Here is a 20651-nt window from a genome sequence, read left to right as displayed (position 1 = left end):
AGAGTAGTTCCGATGTGCGAGTCTGCGATGAATTCGATGGGCTATTTGCTGCGCGTGGTAAACAGCAGGACGAACAGCGCGCCTGCCGCCGCAATCACGGACAACGGCAGCAGCCAGGATGCCGCGTTTGATGCGCTGCTATCCGCGGCCAGCGTATCCGCCACGGCGAACAGAGTGTCGTTCAAGAGCGAATCGGCGCCGGAGCCTTGTGCCCGGCAAACGGAGCCCGCCGCCAAAATGCCGAGGACGGCGGCGCGAATCAAAGTCGCCACGCGAGTGTTACCGCTGTATGTCCCGCATTGAGATGACCGTCATTATACAACAGCGCAACACCAATGGAGAGAATGTCCTCCGGGAACGGCAGCCGATCGTTGCGGGCGCGAAACCAGTTCGCGTCAAGCAGGCCAACCCCGAACGTCGCGACGGCACCATGGCTGCGGGTGAAGAGGCTGCCGCCGGCGCGGAGCGCGATGGCGCGGGCGGGCCGCCATTCGGCGCCTGCCCGAGGCTCCAGAAAGCCGAGCTCATCCGAGCGACTCAGGTTTGTGACCTGTACAGCGACGCTGTAGTTCTGACGTTGCAAGGCCAGCGAGGCGGTCGTTCCCTGGTCTACCCGGCGATCCAGAGGATGCAACCAGCGCGGTCCAGAGACGGGGAACCGCTGATAGTGTAAACCCACTTGAACGCCGTGAGGTTTCAAGATCACTCCGTAGCTGAAGCCTTCGCCGTCACCCTTGAAGTCCCGCGAGTAGAAGTCAACCCGCCCGCCGACTTGCACCCGTGGATGCAGCAGCAGTTGTGTCATTACACTCGACTGATATTCCGCCAAAGCATGGACTGGCGATGAGGAGGTCAATCGGCCCGGATCCTCACGGCGCATGACCGGTTCAGCCGGTATGACACTCGCGGAAAGCCAGCGATGTTTGAAGGACAATGAGCGTATGAAAAAGCTCGGGAAATCACCGAAACGGCTCAGTGTCGAGCGTCGCGACATGTCATTCTGACGATAGTCGTCCTGTGAAACGACTCCGTTTCCAATGAGTATCGCACCGAACGCCGTGCGCTGAGCTGGCGGGAAAGCGATATAGGCCGCGGGATTCTGGCTGGCCGTCGAATAAGAACCAAAGAGGGCTCCGGTGGCCGATCCCAAGGCCAGGTCGCGCGCCACTCCAGGCTGCACCCATAGCGCATCCCACTCGACTGCGCATGCTTGAGCTGCCCAAAGCAGCAGCCAGAGCGCGTATTTCATGACGACTCGGGCGCTCCATAGCGTTGCACGTGCATCCACAACGCTGCGATAACAAGCGCGAGAATGCCGTAGTAGAACGTCGGCCAGAAGGTCGCCAGCCGCGCCGCCACGGTGATGTCCGTCCGCATAGGTATTGCGCCAGATACGACACCGGTGCGGTCGTAGCCGAGCCGATCCGCATAGCGCCCGCTGGGCAGAATAATGGCGCTGATGCCGGTGTTGGCAGAACGCACGACGGCCCGGCGCATGGCGACCGCACGCAAACGCGCAAGCGCCAGATGCTGGTAGGGACCACTGGAGTGGCCGTACCATCCGTCATTGGTGACGTGGCCAAAGAACTGTGCGCCGTTCAGCACGGCATCGGCGGCGATGTCGGGATAGACGACTTCAAAGCAGATTAGGCAGGTAAACGGAGGAATCACGCCGCCGGAGAACACAACGACGGAATCGCCGGGTTTGAACTCGGCCTGGCCAAGATGGAGATTGCCGAGAAACGGAAACCAGTTTTGCCCGGGAATTCGCTCGCCGAACGGCACAAGGTGGATCTTGGAGCTCCGCTGGAAGCCGTGGGTATCCGGGCGCACCACAAAGGCGGCGTTGTAGGGGACCTGTTCGCCGTCGGCCAGAACGTCGTAGTCTGTGCCGCCCGTCAGGATAACACTGTTGGTCCGCTCGCTTAACATGCGCAGACTGTCGGCGGCCCACTGGCGAAAACGAATCGGCATGGGCACGGCAGTCTCGGGCCAGCAGAGGAAATCCAGAGTGCTGATCCGGGCAATGCTGTCGCTTAACGCTACGTGCCGGTCGAGAATCTCAGCGGAACTCATGTCCCACTTTAGCTCGGCGGGTATGTTGGCTTGCACAGCGGCTACTTCAAGCGTGCGTGCGCCGCCATCAAATTGCGTTGACCGCCATGCGCCCCAGAGCAACGGTAGCACGATCAGAGCAGCGCCGATTAGAGCGTAGGGTCTGCGCCGGGTCTGCCACGCCAGAAAGAGCAACGCGTTGACGATTAGAACGAGGAACGACAACCCCTGGGCATCTACCACTTCCGCGAGCTGCAGAGCCGGGACTGAGGCGGTCAACGGCAGGGCCCACGTTGCCCACGGGAAGCTCATTTCGCCCGTGCCCCAGAAGATGTCAATGGCTTGATACGCGGCGACAAATATCAGCGCCGCGGCCCGGAAATTGATCGCGCGCGCAGTGCGCTGCACGACCCACGCTGTCATCCCCCATGTCGTCGCGAGCACCGCGATCAAGGCGAGACCCGCAATGGCCGATGCCCACCACGGCGCACCGGAATTCAGGCCAACCCAATAGAGCACCCCACCATAGAACAAGAGTCCCGCTCGCCAGGCGGGACCAAACACTCGATCACGCGCGGGATCGGTCGCCGCCCACAGGAACGGTATCAGCGCGACGTAAGCTAACGGCCAAAGCGAAACTGGAGGAAACGCGAGCGCACCGATAACTGCGGCAAGCAAGAACCCCCAGCGACGCATGATCTTAATCGTCCGCGCCGACTAACACTTCGCGGCCTTCACTGGCTGAACGATAGGCCGCTTCCACCGCTTCGAGAATGTAGGCGGACTCTTCCGCCGTGGACATCAATTTTCCCTTGCCGGAGACGACGTTATAGAAGTGCTCGATCTCGTACTCGAAGGACTTATTGTAAACCGTTGTCGTCCTGAGCTGCGGTCCGGCGGGCGTGACGTTAACCAGGCTGCCGTGAATCTCTTTGGTGATTTTTAGGGGATTTAACTCGGCGATGCCTTTGTTACCGCTGAACACGGTTAGGGCTGCCGAGTCATCGCTCATGTAGGCCCATGTGGAATTCAGCAGCAGCGACGCGCCGCCCTGGAACGTGACGTAGCTCGAGAAGGTGTCTTCCACGCGCAGGTTGAGGCGATCCTTGGACAGGTTGGCCGAGACGCGTTTGATCTTCGGCTTGCCCAATACCCACCAGCAAACGTCGAGCAACTGCAACCCCAGATCCATCAACACACCACCGCCGGATATACGCGACTCATGCAGCCACGGACTGCGTGACCAGGTCTCTTTGCGCTTGAGCCATGACGCACGCACGACGCGGATTGCGCCAAGTTCTCCGCCCTGCACCCACTCGTGCAGAAGCATGACGTCCGGACGAAAGCGCAGATTCATGCCGACCATCAGATGCCGGTTGGCTTTCTTGGCGGCCTGCACCATTCGCTGCGCTTCTTCAGACTTGCGGGCCATCGGTTTTTCCACCAGCACATGCTTCCCCGCAGCAAGCGCGGCCAAAGTCAAGGCCAGATGCGAATTCGTAGGCGTGTTGATATGCACCGCGTCAATGTCGGGATCATCGAAAATGCGCTCGGCATCTCGGAAGAACTTGGGGATCTTCTCTTTCTCCGCCAGCGCCGCGGCCTTGGCATAGTCCGTGTCGGCGATGGCTACCAACTCGGCCTGCGCATTCTTCTTGAGCAGCGGAATGTGAAAGAGCTGGCTAACACCGCCCGCGCCGACAATACCGACCCTGATTTTGTCCGCCATAGCCGTCCTACTCCCTCCTGCCGGAGCTGACCTGTTCATCCAAAAACGACTGCAGCAGCAAAACCGCTGCCGCCATGTCGAGTTTCCCGCGTTGTTTTTTCTGATTGATGCCCACTTGCGTCAGCGCCCGGCTGGCTTGATACGAGGTGAAGCGCTCGTCAACCATTGTAACCGGAACGCCAAGCGTAGCGACCGAGTCGGCAAAACGCCGAGCCGCTTGCGCAGCCGGACCTTCGGCACCGGAAAGCGTCAAGGGCAAGCCGACGACAATGAGCGCAACATCTTCCGTGCGCAGCGTAGCCTGCAACAACGGAAGATAGTCCGACTCATCTGCCGGCCAGATCGCCAGTCCCACCGCGAAGCGCCGCTCCTCGTCGGAAATCGCCACTCCGATGCGGCGCGTGCCCCAGTCCAGACCGAGGACACGCGACTTCATCAGCGCTCGTTCGGCGGAATCTGATCCAAAGGAGTCTTCAACGATTCCTTGAGCAACTTGCCCGGCTTGAAATGCGTCTTGCGCCGCGCCGCCACGTAGATAATCTCATTGGTCTTGGGATTACGGGCCTTCGGCTTCGGTTTCGTCTTCTTCACTTCGAACACACCGAAGTCACGGATTTCAATGCGCAACTCCGCTTCGTCGCCCGCCATGATCTGCCTGAGCACCGTAAAGGTGTCATTGACCACTTTGGCCACCGTGTCCGGCCGCTCATTGCTAAGCACGGCGACTCGCTCTACCACATCTTTCTTGATGTAAGTTCGCATTCAGCCTCCTTTGCTGTTCCTCTGCGAATATAGTAACTGCACTTTATTGTCATTAAACCTGTTGCCGCTACATCGGCTGCTGCGCCGAGGTCTCTTCGTCGAGACGCTCCACATGAAGCACGCCGGGAATCGCGCGGATACGTTTGAGGACGCGCTGCAGATGCAGCAGCGACTTGACCTCAAGGACCAGCCGCCCCGTGGCAAACTGATCTTCGCGCTTCATTTCAATGTAGAGCATGTTGACGTCCTCCTTGGCCAGGCCGACGGTGACGTCACCCAAAAGCTGTTGGCGATCTTCAGCCACGAGCTTAACGCGCACGTTAAACTTGGCCTCGCGGTCCGCGTCCCACTCCACTTGCATATTGCGCTCAGGGTGGCGCATCAGGAAGGGAATATTCTTGCAGTCCACGCGGTGTACGACCACGCCGCGGCCTGAACTGATGAACCCGGTGATCTGATCGCCCGGAAGCGGCTGGCAGCATATGCCGAAGCTGACCGCGACCTGATCCATGCCGTGAATGCGAATTCCGCTATCCGAACCCTTGACGCGCTGAATGACCTTAGACAGCACATTCGCGACGGGGTTGGTCGGACCGGGATCGGGAGCCAGCTTGCGCACCACGTTTTCAAGCGTCAGGTCGCCCGAACCGATGGCCGCCAGGAAACTCTCAAGGTTATGACCGAAGAGCTGCGCGATCTCCACAAGCTCTTTGTCGGTTTTTTTGTGGCGCAGGCGCGTCAGTTCACGCGAAAGCATTTCCCGGCCCAAGCGCTGCGACTCTTCAAAGTGCTGCTCTTTCAGCCACTTCTTGATCTTGTTGCGCGCGCGGCTGGTTTTGACAAACTGCAGCCAATCAGGATTGGGGCGCTGGTTCGGAGACACGATCACTTCGACCAGGTCGCCCGATTTCAACACCGCCTTCAGCGGCGCAATGTGACCGTTGATTTTCACCGCCATCGCATGCAGGCCGACATCGGTGTGCACGGCGAACGCGAAATCCACGGGAGTCGAACCGACGGGCAAGGTCAACAGTTTGCCGCGCGGAGTGAAGACGAAGATTTCGCCCTCAAACAGATTGATCTTGAGGTCTTCAAGATACTCGCGCGAGTTGCCCGATTCGGCCTGATTTGCCAACAGACTGCGCAGCCATTCGATCTGCCGGTCAAGCTCCTTGCGGCTCTGATCGCCCTCTTTATAGCGCCAGTGCGCAGCGATGCCGAACTCCGCGCGGCTGTGCATCTCTTCGGTGCGAATCTGCACTTCGATTTTGCGGCCGTCAGGACCGAACACCTTGGTGTGCAGCGACTGGTACATGTTTGACTTGGGCGTCGCGATGTAGTCAGTAAACTTGTCCTGAATCGGCGTATAGAGCGAGTGCACGATGCCCAGCGCATAGTAGCACTCTTCCATCTTCGAAACGATAATGCGGATGGCCAGCAGGTCGAGAATCTCCTCGAACGGATAGCCGCGCGTCTTAATCTTATTGTGAATCGAATAGAGGTGCTTCGGGCGGCCCGTCACCATTCCCTTGACGGCGGCCTTCTGCAACTCCGACTGGATACGCGCACATTCGCGCTTGATGATGCGCTCGCGCTCATTGCGCTTCAGCGAGACCTTCTCGGCCAATTCATGATAGGCGCGCGGTTCGAGCACCTTGAAGGCCAGGTCTTCCAACTCCCACTTTATCTGATAGACGCCCAGGCGATGCGCCAGCGGCGCGTACACATCCATTGTTTCGAGCGCGATGCGTTCCTGCTGCTGCCGCGTCATGTGACCGATAGTGCGCATGTTGTGCAGGCGGTCGGCGAACTTGATCAGAATGACGCGTAAGTCATTGACCATCGACAGCAGCATCTTGTGCAGATTCTCGGCCTGCTGCTTCTCCTTGGACTCGTACTTGAGCTGCGGAATCTTGGTGACGCCGTCCACCATCTTGGCAACGCCTTCGCCAAACTTGGCGCGCACTTGCTCGATGGTCGTCTCGGTATCTTCCACGACGTCGTGCAGGAGTCCGGCGGCGATGACGTCTTCGCGCATGTGCAGTTCGGCCAGAATTTCGGCGACGGACAGCAGATGCGTAATGTAGGCTTCGCCGGATAGGCGGCGCTGATTCTTATGCGCGTCGTAGGCGAAGTGAAAGGCGCGTTCGACAAATCCGAAATCCGCGTTGGGGAAGGTCTGCAACAGCGCGATGCGAATGGCATCGAGCGAACGCACAAACTCGGGCTCGATCCCCTCGTACTGGGGACCGGCTAACGGTGCCAGCGTACTTGGCGCGGCCTCCGGAACATCGAGTTTCGGCGCGGGGCTTCCCATGCGTGTGCGAGCGAATTCCTATGTTGTCTAAAACGGAGAATCATCCACGGGCGACAGAGTATTGTCGCCATAATCAGTATGTTCTTCGCCACCGGCCGGCGGCAGACTTCGCGCGTGGCCTTCAAGCGGGGCGAACATCGTATATTCCTTGATAAACGTCAACGCGAGTGAACCGGTCGGGCCGTTACGATTCTTGGCTACGATGATCTCCGCCAGACCTTCAATCGGATAGGATTGGCTACCGATCTCGTACTGCGGGTCCTTCTTCCCTTTCCACAAATCCTTGTAATACTCGGGACGATAGACAAACATCACGACGTCCGCATCCTGCTCAATCGCTCCGGAATCGCGCAAGTCGGACAGCAGCGGTTTGCGCTCGCCGCCGCGAGACTCGGTCGCGCGAGACAACTGCGAGAGCACAATGATTGGAATCTTCAGTTCCTTGGCCAGGTTCTTGAGCGACGCCGACACATAGGCGATCCACTGCTGCTGATTGTCCACCATTTTAGGCGGCGTAATGAGCTGCAAGTAGTCAATCACGATTAGATTGATCTTGTGTTCGATATAGAGCTGCCGTGCCCGCGCGCGCAATTCGCCGATTTCCAAGCCGGGCTGATCGTCAAAGAACAAATTCATGTCGGCGAGCCGTCCCGCCGCATTCGAGAGCCGGGCGTATTCGTCTTTGGTCATGCGGCCCGTGCGAACCCGCTGCAAGCCGATGTGCGCTTCGCCCGCAAGCATACGCAGCACTAACTGCCGGACGTCCATTTCAAGCGAGAAGATCGCAACCGAGGCGCCGCCGTGCTGAGCGGCACCGGTAGCAATGTTCATCGCCAAGGCCGTCTTGCCCATCGAGGGCCGCGCCGCCACGATGATCAACTCGCCCGGATTAAAGCCTGTGGTGTAGTCGTCGAGGCGATCAAACCCCGAGGTGATGCCGTGGACATGACCTTCGCGCGACTTCATGTGCTCGATATGCTCGAAGGTCGTCTTGACGGCTTCAAGCGAGGTCAGGATATTCCCGCCGCGCCGTCTGCCGATAAGATCCACAAGCTCGCGCTGCACCTGTTCAAAGACCGCGTCGGCACGCGCCGAGGGGTCGCTGGCCGAACTGACTGACTTGGCGCTCATCGAGATGATGTTGCGCAGAAGCGCCTTCTCATGCACGACGGCCGCATAGTGCTCAATATTGGCCGACGTCGGTACTTCGGCGGCCATCTCACTCAAGAATGGTACGCCGCCGACCTCTTCGAGCTTGCCAACGCGCCGCAGTTCATCGGTGATCGTGATCAGATCAATCGGCTCGCGCCGCAGATCAAGATCCGCCATCGCCTGAAACAGCGTGCGGTTGTTCGGCTTATAGAACGACGCCGGTTCGAGCAGGTGCGCAATCCGCACGAACGCCCCGCCATCCGACAGCAGCGCGCCTAACAACGCCCGCTCCATCTCGGGCGACTGCGGCGGTACCCGCACACCGGCCATATCCGGCTGTTGCGAGCGCTCTGAGTAGGCGGGTTGAGCCAATAGAATACTCCAAATTCAAAACTCCAAATCCGAATCCGGAGTCAGAGAAAACCGTCATGTGATTCAGAATGACCTTCGCGCGGCGGCAGCCGTGATCCGGTCAATTCAATTCGTCGTACAGCTTGCGCAGCAGCTTAAAGTCCTCGTCGCCGTACACTTTCTGACTCATGTTGCGCAGGTAATACGCCGGATGATAGGTGACCAACAGCCGCATCCCTTCCCACGGAATGACGCGGCCCCGCAGGTTCTTCATCGCATCGTCGCTGCCGAGTAATTCGTTAGCGGCGTGCTTTCCCAAACAGACGATGATCTCGGGACTGATGAGCGATAGCTGCGTACGCAGATAGGGACGGCATTCGGCCTTTTCTTCGGGCAGCGGATCGCGATTGTTCGGCGGACGGCATTTGAGCGTGTTGCAGATGTAAACCTGTTTACGGTCAAGTCCGACAGCGGCCAGCATTTCATTGAGCAGTTGACCCGCGCGACCGATGAACGGAATACCGGACATGTCTTCATCGTGGCCGGGGGCTTCGCCAACAAACACGATACGGGCCTGCGGATCGCCGTCGCCGTAGACAAATTTCGTGCGGGAATGCCCCAGCGCGCATTTCGTGCAATCACAGATCTGCGTTTCGAACTCGGCCAGACTTGCGGGCAGCGGTTGCACGGCGCCGGTCAATACACGTAGTGATCGGGAAGTCGCTGCGACCGATGGCGCGGCTGCCGGCGCGGCTACGGTCGGTAGATAGAGTTCATCTTCGAATAGCGCGAGCGTGTCGAGATAATTCTTGACGGCGCGCGCCTTACTCATGCCACCGGTTCGGTTTCGGTGGGTTTCTTCGCCGACTTCTTCACGGCTTTCTTGGGAGCTTTCGGCTTCGCGGCCTTGGCTTCCGCCGGAGTCTTTTCAGCTTTTTTCTTGGCGGCCTTTTTCGGCGCTTCGGGCTTCTCGACAACCGGAGCGGCGGCAACGGATTCTACGGGCTTCGGCTCGGCCTTAGGTTTGTCCCGACCGCGCGATTTCTTGGCGGCCTTAGCGGGCTGCTGCTCGGCCATCGCACCCTGCGGCTTGGCCACGGCCTCGACGGGAGCGGCGTGTGTCACAACGGGCGCGTCGTTGACGAACGGCATGCCCGACTGATTGGCCGCTCGCTGAGCTTGACGTTCACGACGCAGGCGTTCACGACGACCACCACGACGCGATTTCTTCTTCGCGGCCTGACCGGCGGCAATTTGCGCGGCGGTCGGTGGCGTCGCAGGTTGAACCTGCGGCGGTGTTACGACGGGCGCGGGCGGCGTATGCCCGTTCTTCAGTTCGACCGGCTCAGGTTTCGATTGAGGCCTGGGCTGCGGTTTCGGTTGCTGCTGCGGTTGCGGCTTGGTAGGCTGCTGGGGCTTCTGCTGTTGCGGCGGCTGCGGCTTGGCCTGAGCTTTGGGCTGTGGCTTTGGCTGCTTGTGCTGCTCTTTCGGCTTCTGCTTGCCCTGACCCTTGCCGGATTTCGGCTGCGACTTCTGTCGTTCGTCCGCAGCGTCTTCGAGATCCAAGCCTTCGAAGCGCACGAGACCGTGCGTGTCTTCGATGATCTCATCATCCAGTTCCGGCTCAATATCCAGATCGAGTTCCGGCTCGACATCCGGTTCGGGCAGCGGATTGCGATAGATTTCCATGACCGCGTTGAGAATCTCGCGCGCGATTTCGCGCTTCGATTGCAACGGCAGGTCCTGCACATTGCCGGAACGGTGGATGATGAAGACCTGATTCGTCTCAACCTGGAACCCGCTGCCCTTGGCGAGCGGATTGTTGGCGACGACGATGTCAAGATGCTTCTCGCGCAGCTTGCGCAAGGCGTTGTCCAACACGTTCTCGGTCTCGAGCGCGAAGCCGACGATCACGCGACTGCCCTTGTTCTGCGAGATGCCGCGCAAAATATCTTCCGTCGGCACCAAGTGGATCTCGGGGTCTGGGTCGCCCTTCTTGATCTTATTCTGCGCGGTGTTCTCGAAGGTGTAGTCGCTGACCGCGGCGGACATCAACAAAATGTTGCATTGGTGAAAATCGCGTTTGACCGCTTCCGCCATCTGCCGCGCAGTAGTAATGCGAGTCAAGCGCACGCCGGTCGGCGGCGTGACATCAGTCGGTCCGGCGACAAGACTCACTTCAGCACCGCGCTCGCGCGCTTCTTCGGCCAAGGCAAAACCCATGCGGCCCGAGGCGCGATTGGTCAGCACGCGCACGGGATCCCAACTCTCTTCGGTGCGACCGGCCGTCACCAGCACGCGCACTCCGCGCAAATCCTGCGGCGCGCTGAGCAGATGACGCAGTTCGGCGTAAATCGTCTCCGGTTCGGCCAGGCGGCCCAGACCCGGGTCTTCACCCGGACGCGCCATTTCGCCCTCTTCGGGATTAATCACACGAAAGCCGCGGCGACGCAGCGTATTGAGATTCTCCTGCACCGCCGGATTGGCCCACATGCGCGGGTTCATCGAAGGGCAGATCACGCGGCGGCGTTCATACGCCAGCAGCGTCGTAGTCAACAGATCATCTCCCAAGCCGCAGGCAATCCGGCCAATGTGATCCGCGGTCGCCGGCGCGACGACGATCAATTCGGCCCATGACGACAGTTCAGTATGCCACGGCGATTCTTTCCCGTGATCGGGAAACATCTCCACAAACACACTGCGCCCCGTCACCGTCTCAAACGTCAGCGGCACGACAAACTTCGTCGCCGCCGCCGTCATAATCACCTGTACCTTGGCGCCGGACTGCATCAGCAGCCGGGCCAGCTCGACGGCCTTGTAAGCCGCGATACCGCCCGTAACACCGAGAAGAATGCGCCGTCCACTCAATTCGCCCGCCGCGCGCGGTTCGCGCTCGGGGCGACGATTATTCTTCATACTTTTTCTCGATCTTGCCGTCCACCATTTCCTGCAACGAAATCACCACAGGTTTCGTGAAGTGCAATTTCTCGCGCTCAATCTCTTCAATCTCCACCGAGTCGTCGCCGCTTTCGGCGCGAGCGCGAGCCGCCGCCTGCTCGAGCACTTCGGTCTGACCGAGGTGCCGATCAATCCGGCGCTTCTGCAATTCGCCAACCTGACGAGCGCGGCGCGCGATCACCAGGACGGCTTCGTACACATTCTCGGCCTTGCCGACAAACGACTCGGGATGGAATTCTGGGGTATAAGGCATGGTTTCCTTGTCATGTTGTGCGGAATGTCCCCCCGACTGTCAGGGATTCCGCGGCGATGGGTTATGCTGTCAGTGGACGGCCGTGCTCAATACAGCGCAGCGTGTCCGCAACAGCCTGTTCAATCTCTTGGTTGATCACGACACAGTCGAATGAATCCGCCTGCGCCATTTCCATTTCGGCGCGCGCCAGCCGACGCGCGATAACTTCCGTGCTCTCCGTGCCGCGCCGTGTCAGCCGTTCATGCAGAACGGAGAGCGACGGCGGCTTGATAAAAATCGTCAGTGCTTCGGGATAGTAGCGCTTAATATTGGCCGCGCCTTTCACATCCAGATCGAGAACCATCGTCTGTTTGTGAACCAGGGCCCGTTCTATATACGAGCGCAATGTGCCGTACAGATTCCCGTGCACAACTTCGTGTTCGATGAATTCACCCGCCGCCACCCGGCGAAGAAATTCCTCTCGAGACAAAAAATAGTAATCCAGTCCGTCCACTTCGCCGGGACGCGGTTCACGCGTCGTCGCGCTGCACGAAAAACTCCATTCGGGATGAAGCGCCCGCACGGCCTTGATGACCGTCGTCTTCCCGCCACCAGCCGGAGCCGCAAAAACGATCAACCGGCCGCGATCACTCAAGATTCTGCACCTGCTCTCGCAGCCGCTCGATCTCTTCGCGGATGCTGACGGTTAAATGAGAAATCTCAAGGCTCGACGTCTTTGAGGCAATCGTATTCGCCTCCCGATTCATCTCTTGCAACAGAAAGCCGAGCTTTTTGCCCACCGGCCCGTCGGGCTGGTTAAGGCTTTTGCGAAAGGCCGCAATGTGTCCGTTCAGTCGAACGCACTCTTCGGTGATGTCCAGGCGATCGGCCAACAGCGCCAATTCCATCTCGAGGCGGCTTTGATCGTAGCTCTCTGTCGGGACCAGACGCTGTATCCGGTCTTTGAGCTTTTCCAGCGCGCGAGTCGGCAACCCTTCCTGGGCACGCTTGACTTCTTCCGTCGCGGTGGCGATCAGGTCGAGACGGGCATGCATATCGCGAGTCAGCATCTGACCTTCTTCGAGCCGCATCTGCCGCAAATTGTCTATCGCGCCTTGCGTTGCCGCTAGCGCCAACCGCAAGAGGCGTTCGGAAATTTCCGGCGGATCAATCGGCGTCACAACTTCGGGGAAATGCAGCAGGTGATCGAGATGCACCGACTCAGTGATGCGCAATTCCGTGCAAAGGTCCTGTAACTGAACGGCGACTCGGCGGGCTGCCTCAAAGTCAATCCGCGCCGCCGCCGTCGAACCGGCGCGGCTTTCGGTCAACGACAACGTGATCTTCCCGCGCTCAACACCCTTGCGGCAGGCCTCCCGCAACTCGGATTCGAAGTTCACCAGTGATCTGGGCGCGCGCAAACTGAAGTCAAAGTAGCGATTGTTCAGCGTCCGCAGTTCCGCCGAAACAGAGGTCCCCTCTTCCGTCGCTTCACCCCGCCCGAAGCCGGTCATCGAATAGATCATGTATGTATCTGGGCACAGTAAGTGAAATGCAATTTAGAATGCGACTCCGACGGAGACGCGATTGGTCAGACCAAGGTCCGCGTGGTCTTCCAAGGCCGCGTGGACATTCAAACTCCCAAACAAGAGTCCGGCTCCCGCAGTGAAGCGCTCGCCTTTCAAGCCGGCCCGCAAAGCTACCGTCCGTGCAATCAAGTACTCGGCGCCAAGCCGGGGTTCAATCGAGACCGGGCCGGCGGCGATAACCTCGGCCTCGCCGCGGGTCTCGAATCGCGCGACGGCATCAGCCGCCAACGTAATATCGGCATTCATCGCCCGCAGCGGTGCTGACCAGCGCCCGCCAAGACTGACTGTTGGTAAAATGGACTCGGTACGGCCTGTGGACCACGCCATAGTACTGGTGGTGACATCGCGCACTGCGGCCCCGATTTCTGACCGCCGCCCTACGGCTCGCTGGACACCGAGATCAAAGCCCAGTCCGACCGCCGTTTCACCTGCCACGGACTTGCTGAGAATCTTGGCCGTCGCTCCGACATCCCACGAAGCGTTCAACTGGCGACCGCCGGAAGCCATGACCGCCCATTCGTGATCACCGGTTTCGCCGTCAACTTCGACGCGATTCGCGTCGGAGAGCGGCTGACTCGGGTCGGCTAACTTCGTCAGTGGAATATCACCGACTCGCGCATAGAGCACCGTAACCGCGCCGGACATCCCGCGCTGCATCGGAGTCGCGTAGGACAAGAAATCGTAGGTAAACAGATTATCGAATTGCGATGCATGCATGAATTCAATCGAACGGCCCGCCATTCCGGCTAATGCCGCAGGATTGTAATAGCCTGCTGTTGCGATAACGGGGGAAGCGGTTGAGGCTCCACCCATCGCCAAGGCTCGTGCTCCGGCACCCAAGTCGAGAAACTCACCGGCATATCTACCAATAACCCATTGCGCTGTCGCAACTTGTGCGCACAACGCTACGGCCATGACCAGTCCGATGCATCGCACCGTTCGCATGCACTGCTCCATTCTTCGCAATTCCACCATCAGATGTGAGTTACCAAATTGTACTTGCTCAAGTTAGTTGTTGAGCTGTTTAGATGGTAATGTACAAAGCAGCGATCAAGGGGGCGGTGCGCGTTATGCGCTCGGGCGGTCTCCTACCTTATGCCTATATACAGTAAAAATAAGGATAAACTAACGGAGAGTCAAGGCTTTTGGAATAACTTCGCACTCCGGTCGCCAAGGGCCAATGTCTTGATTTCGTACAATTTAGCAAGTGCTTCCCGAGGGCTTAAGTCATCCAAATTGAGGTCTTGGAGGGCATCTGCCACACGCTGAGTATCGGATTCAAAAAGAGTTAGCTGGATTCGAGGGGGGTCGGAAGGGGGGGGATCGGGCAGGGATTTCGGGGTATCTTCCCAACTGGGAAGCAGTTCTCGCGCACGCTGGACAACCGCCTGAGGTAGTCCCGCCAAGCGTGCGACTTCAATTCCATACGATCGGTCAGTTTCACCAGAGGAAATCCGATGCAGAAAAACAACGCGGTCGCCCCACTCTTCAACGTCAACGCGGGCGTTAAAGATGCGCGGGTACTGTGCCGCCATTCGATTGAGTTCGTGATAATGCGTGGCAAACAGCGTCTTGGCCGCAACAGGCGGTGACTCGTGAAGATGTTCCGTGATGGCCCAAGCGAGGGACAGACCGTCGTAGGTCGAGGTACCACGACCCACTTCATCGAGAATGAGCAACGAGCGCGGCGAGGCGTGGCGCAGGATATTCGCCACCTCGCCCATTTCAACGAGAAACGTGGACTCGCCACCGGCAAGGTTATCGCCGGCACCAATCCGCGTGAAGACGCGATCCACGATGCCGACCTCGGCGCGCGCCGCCGGAACGAATGAACCCATTTGCGCGAGCAGCACGATCAGCGCGGCCTGGCGCAGATAGGTGGACTTGCCCGACATGTTCGGACCCGTCAGGATCATGATCTGGCGTGCCTGCGTGTCAAGCTCGAGATCGTTCGCGATGAATCCCGTCCCCTGCGAAACGAGGCGCTCGACCACGGGATGCCGCCCTTGTTCGATCAGGAGCCGCGTGCTATCGTTGATGATGGGCCGCACGTAGCGCTGCTCGCGCGCCAACAATGCCAACGCGACATACACATCCAACTCGGCGAGGGCCCGTGCGATGCGCGTCAAATCGGGGCCATGACTCAACAGCTCGGTGCGCAGCGATTCCCAGATTTCTTCTTCGAGCCGCGCCGCCTTTTCGTCAGCATGCAGGATACGCTCTTCCCACACCTTCAGATCGGGCGTTACATAACGCTCCGCTCCTGTCAGCGTCTGCTTGCGAATGTAGTCGGCCGGAATGCGTTCTTTGTGCGCGTTGGTAATCTCGATATAGTAGCCAAACACGCGATTGTAGCCGATCTTGAGCGACGGAATGCCGGTGCGATTGCGCTCCTGCGCCTGATGCTCCTGCATCCAAGTGCGGGCGCGCGTGCCGATTGTACGCAGGTCGTCGAGTTCAGCCGAGAATCCTGCGCGAATCGCCGAACCGTCGCCCAACGTGACAGGGGGATCATCTACCAGTATCGTAGCAATCAAACCGCTTACCGCGACAGGCTCCGTGAGTTCGGCGGTGATGCGCGCGAGCGGACTCTGTTCATGCCGGGCCAGCGTGCGCTGCAAAATCGGCAATTGCACAAGAGTTTGGCGGATAGCCACCGCGTCACGCGGCGAGGCGCGGCGCGTCGTCAAGCGCGATAGCAGCCGCTGCAGATCGGAAGTTTCGCGCAATTTCTCCGACAACGTAAGCGCAGAGTTGGCATCGGCCGCGAGCGCCTCAACGCAATCCAGGCGGCGTTCGATCTCGGCAATGTCGGTGAGCGGAGCAAGGAGCCAACGGCGCAACAAGCGCCCACCGGCGGCGGTTCGCGTGCGGTCAATCGCATGCAGCAGAGTCGCTTCGCGGCGGCCGCTTGGCGAATCCACTAGCTCGAGATTGCGGCGCGTCGAAGGATCGAGCACCAATTCACGGCCGGCAGTGAAGACGCGCAGGTCAGGCAGCAGGGCCTGTGCATCCTTCTGTTGCGAGCGCAGGTAATGCAGCAACGCACCGGCGGCCTGCACCGCGGCCTGCATGTCGCCCAGACCATATCCCTTGAGATTGGCGACGTTCAGATGCGTACGCAGCGCGCGGTCCGCTCCATCGGCGGCAAATTGCCAGCGGGCCACGGGCGATACCGCGCAGCCCGGCAGGGCAATGAGCAGCTCCCGCAAGATCGCCTCGTCTTCTGCAGCAACAATTACTTCGGCGGGTTCGAGCGCGATCAGCCTCGCGCTCAGTTCCGACTTCGGCAGCACACCCGTGAAAAATTCCTGCGCCGTCACATCGGCGTAGGCCAGTCCGCAATGCTCGTCGTCGAAACAGACCGCCGCCAAATAGTTGTTGCGCTGATCGTCAAGCTGTGAAGTCGAGAATGTCGTGCCCGCGCTGACGACTTCCGTCACGCCCCGTTTGACAATCCCCTTTGCAAGTTTTGGATCCTCCAACTGGTCGCAGACGGCCACGCGATAACCCGCGCGCGTCATACGACTCAAGTAGGTCTCCAACTGATGATGCGGAAAGCCCGCCAACGGAACGTCGCCCTCTTTGCCGCTGTTGCGTTTGGTCAGCGTGATGCCAAGCACGTCCGCCGCGACCTTTGCATCTTCGTAAAACAGCTCGTAGAAATCGCCCATCCGGTAAAACAGAATCACGTCCGGGTATTGGGACTTGATTTCAGTGTACTGTTTGAGCAAAGGTGTGGACATCGGGGAAGTTGTTTTAGGCAGGAAGCGCCGCCCCAAACGGAACGGCGCAGGCGATACGGGCAACGGGCCGCGCTTAGGGCACCGTCACCAAAACAGCCGGCACTCTGTACTTGTCGTGAATCTTATCGCCGATCGCGCGCGCCTCTTCTTTGGTCGGATAGGCGCCGACGCGCACCTGCATCAGGTGATCCTTGGGTTTGAAAAACACGCTGAAACCGTCGCTGCGCAGGCGCGCGGCGATCTTGTCCGCGTTGGCATGATTGCTAAATGCGCCAACCTGTATGTACCAACCCTCGGGCTGACCACCGACCACATCGTGTGGGCGGCGCGGGTCGTCGAGCGGTACAACTTTCGGTCGAGGCTCCGCGTCTGATTCTGTCAACGGCTTATCCGGCGTAAACGAGGCCGCGACAACGCCGCTGTCCGGCGCAACCGGCGCAGCCGTGCCATAGTCCAGCGTCGTGCTGCTTAACTCGGGCGACGACGTGACGCGTTGCGTATCAGTCGGAGGAGTGTAAGGACGTTCAACTTCGTAGCGCGACTCGGCCGGCCACTCGCCAGGCTTGGACTCGGGCGTGGCCTCGACAACAAGCGCACTGATGTCAATTCCCATTTGCGCGGCTTGCAGGAGCCGCTCCTGAGCGAACTCATCGCAGTCCGTGCCCGGGAATCGCGCTGAAATCTCCCGATACAGGAAACACGCTTCAATCGCGTTGGGTTCGCGCAGAGCGTCCATAAGCAGATAATAGCGTTCCGGCGCGTCGCTCTGTTCGAGGATGCGCTGGGCTTCGAGCAGTCGGCCCTCTTTGAGCAAGTCCACAGGAGATTTGCGTACGGTCTGCGCTGACGCCACCGCCAACAAACACAAGAGCAGCAGCGCCCACTTAAACATTATACGAATCCACCTTATTGCACTTCGGGCAATGCCAGATCGGTTCACGCGAAACGTTGCCGCAACTCGAGCACGTATATTCGTAGCTCTCCTTCATCACGCGCGTCAGAACATCGCGCGACATGTTCAAAACTCCGTCCACGTCATGCACATCGTGGTACAACCTGATCAGGCGGCGGCGCAGCCAGAGGCTCTCCTGATTGTGTTCCAAACCGTCACGCAGCGTGGTGATCGCGCCGCCCGCATCGCCTTTCTTGCGCAAGAAGCGCGAGAGAGCCGCGTAGGCATGCACGTTCTGCGGATAGCTGCTGATCACTCCGCGATAGATCTGCTCAATCTCAGAGAAACGACCCAAATCAAATAGATGAGATTCCAGCCGCTCAAAAGCCACGTAGCTCTGCGCGGGGTTGACGTCTATCAACCGCCGCCAAATTTTCACGGCGTCTTCGATCCGATCCTCGCGAACATATGAATCGCCCCAGAACAGGTAGGGCGCGACCAGCGTGGCATCGTGCTTAATGGCCTGCCGGAACTGAATGCGGCCGTCGCGTTCCTTGCCTGTCTGGCAGATACGAGATCCTTCAAGCGTCTTGAGCACCGCCAGACGGCGCGACGTGGACGTCGTACTATGGCCGTTCAATTTTTCAGCGGACTCGTAGGCCGCCTGCCACTGTCCTTGCATCGCCAACAGGTCACTCCGATGCTGCAAGGCCCACGGATCTTTCTTGGCAATGCCGAGCATCTGATTCACCGCTTCAAGCGCGCGCGCCGTGTCGCCCGCTTTCAGATAGTCTTCGGTCAATGCGCGGTAGATGTCCAGTTTCTGCCGGTCCACCAGATCGCCGCGCAGAGTCAGGGCGCGATGGATTTTCGTCGCGCGCGCCATATCGCCGTTCTCGGCGTAAAGCGTGCCCAAGCGCAAATAGGCGTCTATGTTGTTCGTGTCGGCGGTCACCGTTTCGCGCAATTTCTGAATGGCGCGCGGCGAGTCACCGTCGAGCATGGCCCGCAATCCTTCCGCGTACGGCGTCACCGGCGTGACATTGCGACGCACCTTCCAGTCGCGAAAGTACGAGGCGGCGCCCACACCGCCCAGAACGACGATCAGCAGGAAGAGAAATTCAAAGAAACTCATGACGGCGTCACTCCCGTCTCGGTGCCTTCATCTTCCAGTGCGAAGTTGCGCAGACGATCGAGTTCGTGCTGCAGCGACTGCACGCGGCGTTTTTGCGTCGAAAGCTCGCTGCGCAAGCGCAATTGGTTGATTACCGCGACCAGTAAACTCACGATGTAACCAACCAGCGCGGCCAGAAAGAGCATGAACGACAGCGGCAGTTCAGGCGATTGCCACGTGATAATCTGGACAGCCACCTTCGGCTCGGCATTCTGCGACAGAAAACCGACCAGAAAAAAGATGACCACCAGTAAGAATAGCCAGCGTAATATCCACATGGATTGGCTCCAGGCAGGATGAGAGAGTCAGGAAAGTCGCGATGCGTGGAAGGTGAAGCCGACTAACGAGTCCAACTTCACGGACACGATATCGCCGATCGCTTCGCCGTTCATCGGCACGACAACCGGTCGAAAATCGGGAGTGCGGCCCGACCACATGGCCGCATCTTTGGGTGCAGTGCCCTCAATCAGAATCTCGCTGAGCTTGCCGACTTGCGCCTCGTTGCACTCGCGGGCAATCTGCTGCTGCAGCGCAATCAGCCGTTCAAGCCGTGCCACTTTTACCTCTTCGGGGATGTCATCCTCGAGGCGCGAGGCCTTGGTCAGCGGACGTTCTGAATACTTGAACATGAACGCCGTATCGTAGCGGACTTCGTTCATCAGCGAAAACGTGTCTTCGAACTCGGCCTCGGTTTCCGTCGGAAAACCGACGATGACGTCGGTCGAGAGCGCGATACCGGGAACATACTTGCGCGCCCGTTCGATAATACCGAGATAGTGCTCGCGGGTGTACGGGCGATTCATTGCTTCAAGTATGCGGTTGTTGCCTGCTTGTACGGGCAGATGCAGGTACGGGCAAATCCTGGGATGCTCGCCCATCGTTCGCAAAAGCTTCTCAGAGATGTCGGACGGATGCGAGGTCATGTAGCGCACGCGCGCGACGCCGGGCAGTTCGGCGACGGCAGCAAGGCAATCGGCAAAGTCGCGCCCTTGCCAGCGATAAGAATCTACGTTTTGACCGAGCAGCATCACATCGCGCACGCCTTGCGAGACCAAATGCTCGACTTCGCGCAAGACGCTGGGCAGCGGCCGACTGCGTTCACGACCGCGCGTGCGCGGTACAACGCAGAAGCTGCAAAACTTGTCGCAGCCGCGGATAATCGTCACGAACGCGGTTACGCCGCCATGATGCCGCGGCATTACGTCGTCGTAGAGCTCCTCGCGCAGCAGCGTCGTCTCCAGCAATCCCGGGCTACCGGGCGGAGAGATGAAACGCTCTTCAAGAAGAATCGGTAAACGGCGATAGGCGTCGGGCCCGACAACCATGTCCACGTAGGGATGCGATTCGAGAATCTCCGTCCGCTTGGCCTGCGCCACGCAGCCGAGAATGCCAATGACGCGAGCCGGATTCGATTTCTTGAGCGCGGAAAGATTGGCAAGTTGACCGAGGGCCCGCACTTCGGCGCTCTCGCGAATCATACACGTATTGACCAGCACAACGTCCGCCTCGTCAGCGGAATCCGTGAACTGATAGCCCGCGTCGGCGAGCATGCTCTCAATCGTCTGTGAATCGGACACATTCATCTGGCAACCGTACGTGCGAATGTACACGCGCGGTCCGGCGCCGTCGGTGGAAGGCATCGGTGCGCGCGCGGGATCGCGCAGATTATCTTGCAGGGTGACCAGTTCGTGCAC

19 protein-coding genes are annotated in these 20651 nt (G+C 59.3%); all 19 read right to left on the bottom strand.

Going from position 1 to position 20651, the window contains the following annotated elements:
• Positions 1 to 41: 41 nt before the first annotated feature.
• Positions 42 to 272 carry a hypothetical protein gene (locus IPH10_06355; protein ID MBK6910541.1) on the bottom strand — a complete coding sequence of 77 codons (231 nt, stop codon included), beginning with the start codon at positions 270 to 272 and terminating at the stop codon, positions 42 to 44.
• Positions 260 to 1249 (bottom strand): hypothetical protein, encoded by a 990-nt coding sequence (locus IPH10_06350; protein MBK6910540.1) that lies wholly within the window; start codon positions 1247 to 1249, stop codon positions 260 to 262. The genes IPH10_06355 and IPH10_06350 overlap by 13 nt, the downstream gene beginning before the upstream one ends.
• Positions 1246 to 2751 carry an apolipoprotein N-acyltransferase gene (gene lnt, locus IPH10_06345; protein ID MBK6910539.1) on the bottom strand — a complete coding sequence of 502 codons (1506 nt, stop codon included), beginning with the start codon at positions 2749 to 2751 and terminating at the stop codon, positions 1246 to 1248. The genes IPH10_06350 and lnt overlap by 4 nt, the downstream gene beginning before the upstream one ends.
• A 4-nt stretch (positions 2752 to 2755) precedes the next feature.
• Positions 2756 to 3784, bottom strand: coding sequence for a Gfo/Idh/MocA family oxidoreductase (locus IPH10_06340; protein ID MBK6910538.1), 1029 nt, complete (start codon positions 3782 to 3784; stop codon positions 2756 to 2758).
• A gap of 7 nt (positions 3785 to 3791) precedes the next feature.
• Complete coding sequence (ruvX, locus tag IPH10_06335; protein MBK6910537.1) at positions 3792 to 4220, bottom strand: Holliday junction resolvase RuvX; 429 nt, start codon at positions 4218 to 4220, stop codon at positions 3792 to 3794.
• Positions 4220 to 4546: an integration host factor subunit beta gene (locus tag IPH10_06330; protein ID MBK6910536.1), complete on the bottom strand. Its 327-nt coding sequence runs from the start codon at positions 4544 to 4546 to the stop codon at positions 4220 to 4222. The genes ruvX and IPH10_06330 overlap by 1 nt, the downstream gene beginning before the upstream one ends.
• Before the next feature lie 67 nt (positions 4547 to 4613).
• Positions 4614 to 6863 carry a bifunctional (p)ppGpp synthetase/guanosine-3',5'-bis(diphosphate) 3'-pyrophosphohydrolase gene (locus IPH10_06325; GenBank protein ID MBK6910535.1) on the bottom strand — a complete coding sequence of 750 codons (2250 nt, stop codon included), beginning with the start codon at positions 6861 to 6863 and terminating at the stop codon, positions 4614 to 4616.
• Positions 6864 to 6890: 27 nt separating this feature from the next.
• Positions 6891 to 8387, bottom strand: coding sequence for a replicative DNA helicase (gene dnaB, locus IPH10_06320; protein MBK6910534.1), 1497 nt, complete (start codon positions 8385 to 8387; stop codon positions 6891 to 6893).
• Positions 8388 to 8487: 100 nt separating this feature from the next.
• Positions 8488 to 9198: a uracil-DNA glycosylase gene (locus tag IPH10_06315; GenBank protein MBK6910533.1), complete on the bottom strand. Its 711-nt coding sequence runs from the start codon at positions 9196 to 9198 to the stop codon at positions 8488 to 8490.
• Positions 9195 to 11282 carry a bifunctional phosphopantothenoylcysteine decarboxylase/phosphopantothenate--cysteine ligase CoaBC gene (gene coaBC, locus IPH10_06310; protein MBK6910532.1) on the bottom strand — a complete coding sequence of 696 codons (2088 nt, stop codon included), beginning with the start codon at positions 11280 to 11282 and terminating at the stop codon, positions 9195 to 9197. The genes IPH10_06315 and coaBC overlap by 4 nt, the downstream gene beginning before the upstream one ends.
• Positions 11272 to 11577: a DNA-directed RNA polymerase subunit omega gene (locus IPH10_06305; GenBank protein ID MBK6910531.1), complete on the bottom strand. Its 306-nt coding sequence runs from the start codon at positions 11575 to 11577 to the stop codon at positions 11272 to 11274. Before IPH10_06305 ends, coaBC begins: the two co-directional genes overlap by 11 nt.
• A 61-nt stretch (positions 11578 to 11638) precedes the next feature.
• Positions 11639 to 12211 carry a guanylate kinase gene (gene gmk, locus IPH10_06300; protein MBK6910530.1) on the bottom strand — a complete coding sequence of 191 codons (573 nt, stop codon included), beginning with the start codon at positions 12209 to 12211 and terminating at the stop codon, positions 11639 to 11641.
• Positions 12204 to 13082 (bottom strand): YicC family protein, encoded by an 879-nt coding sequence (locus IPH10_06295; protein ID MBK6910529.1) that lies wholly within the window; start codon positions 13080 to 13082, stop codon positions 12204 to 12206. The genes gmk and IPH10_06295 overlap by 8 nt, the downstream gene beginning before the upstream one ends.
• A gap of 33 nt (positions 13083 to 13115) precedes the next feature.
• On the bottom strand, positions 13116 to 14090 hold the full coding sequence (locus tag IPH10_06290; GenBank protein ID MBK6910528.1) for a hypothetical protein: 975 nt from the start codon (positions 14088 to 14090) through the stop codon (positions 13116 to 13118).
• 191 nt (positions 14091 to 14281) lie between these two features.
• Positions 14282 to 16891: a DNA mismatch repair protein MutS gene (mutS, locus tag IPH10_06285; protein MBK6910527.1), complete on the bottom strand. Its 2610-nt coding sequence runs from the start codon at positions 16889 to 16891 to the stop codon at positions 14282 to 14284.
• 73 nt (positions 16892 to 16964) lie between these two features.
• Positions 16965 to 17783, bottom strand: a complete 819-nt coding sequence (locus tag IPH10_06280) for an SPOR domain-containing protein (protein ID MBK6910526.1) — start codon at positions 17781 to 17783, stop codon at positions 16965 to 16967.
• Positions 17776 to 18918 (bottom strand): hypothetical protein, encoded by a 1143-nt coding sequence (locus tag IPH10_06275; GenBank protein MBK6910525.1) that lies wholly within the window; start codon positions 18916 to 18918, stop codon positions 17776 to 17778. The genes IPH10_06280 and IPH10_06275 overlap by 8 nt, the downstream gene beginning before the upstream one ends.
• Positions 18915 to 19235, bottom strand: a complete 321-nt coding sequence (locus IPH10_06270; GenBank protein ID MBK6910524.1) for a LapA family protein — start codon at positions 19233 to 19235, stop codon at positions 18915 to 18917. The genes IPH10_06275 and IPH10_06270 overlap by 4 nt, the downstream gene beginning before the upstream one ends.
• Before the next feature lie 27 nt (positions 19236 to 19262).
• On the bottom strand, positions 19263 to 20651 hold the full coding sequence (gene miaB / locus IPH10_06265) for a tRNA (N6-isopentenyl adenosine(37)-C2)-methylthiotransferase MiaB (protein MBK6910523.1): 1389 nt from the start codon (positions 20649 to 20651) through the stop codon (positions 19263 to 19265).

The organism is bacterium, assembly GCA_016702305.1.
GTDB lineage: Bacteria > Electryoneota > RPQS01 > RPQS01 > RPQS01 > JABWCQ01.
The sequence above is the reverse complement of the archived record's forward strand: the minus strand, read 5'-3'. Positions and strand labels throughout refer to the sequence as shown.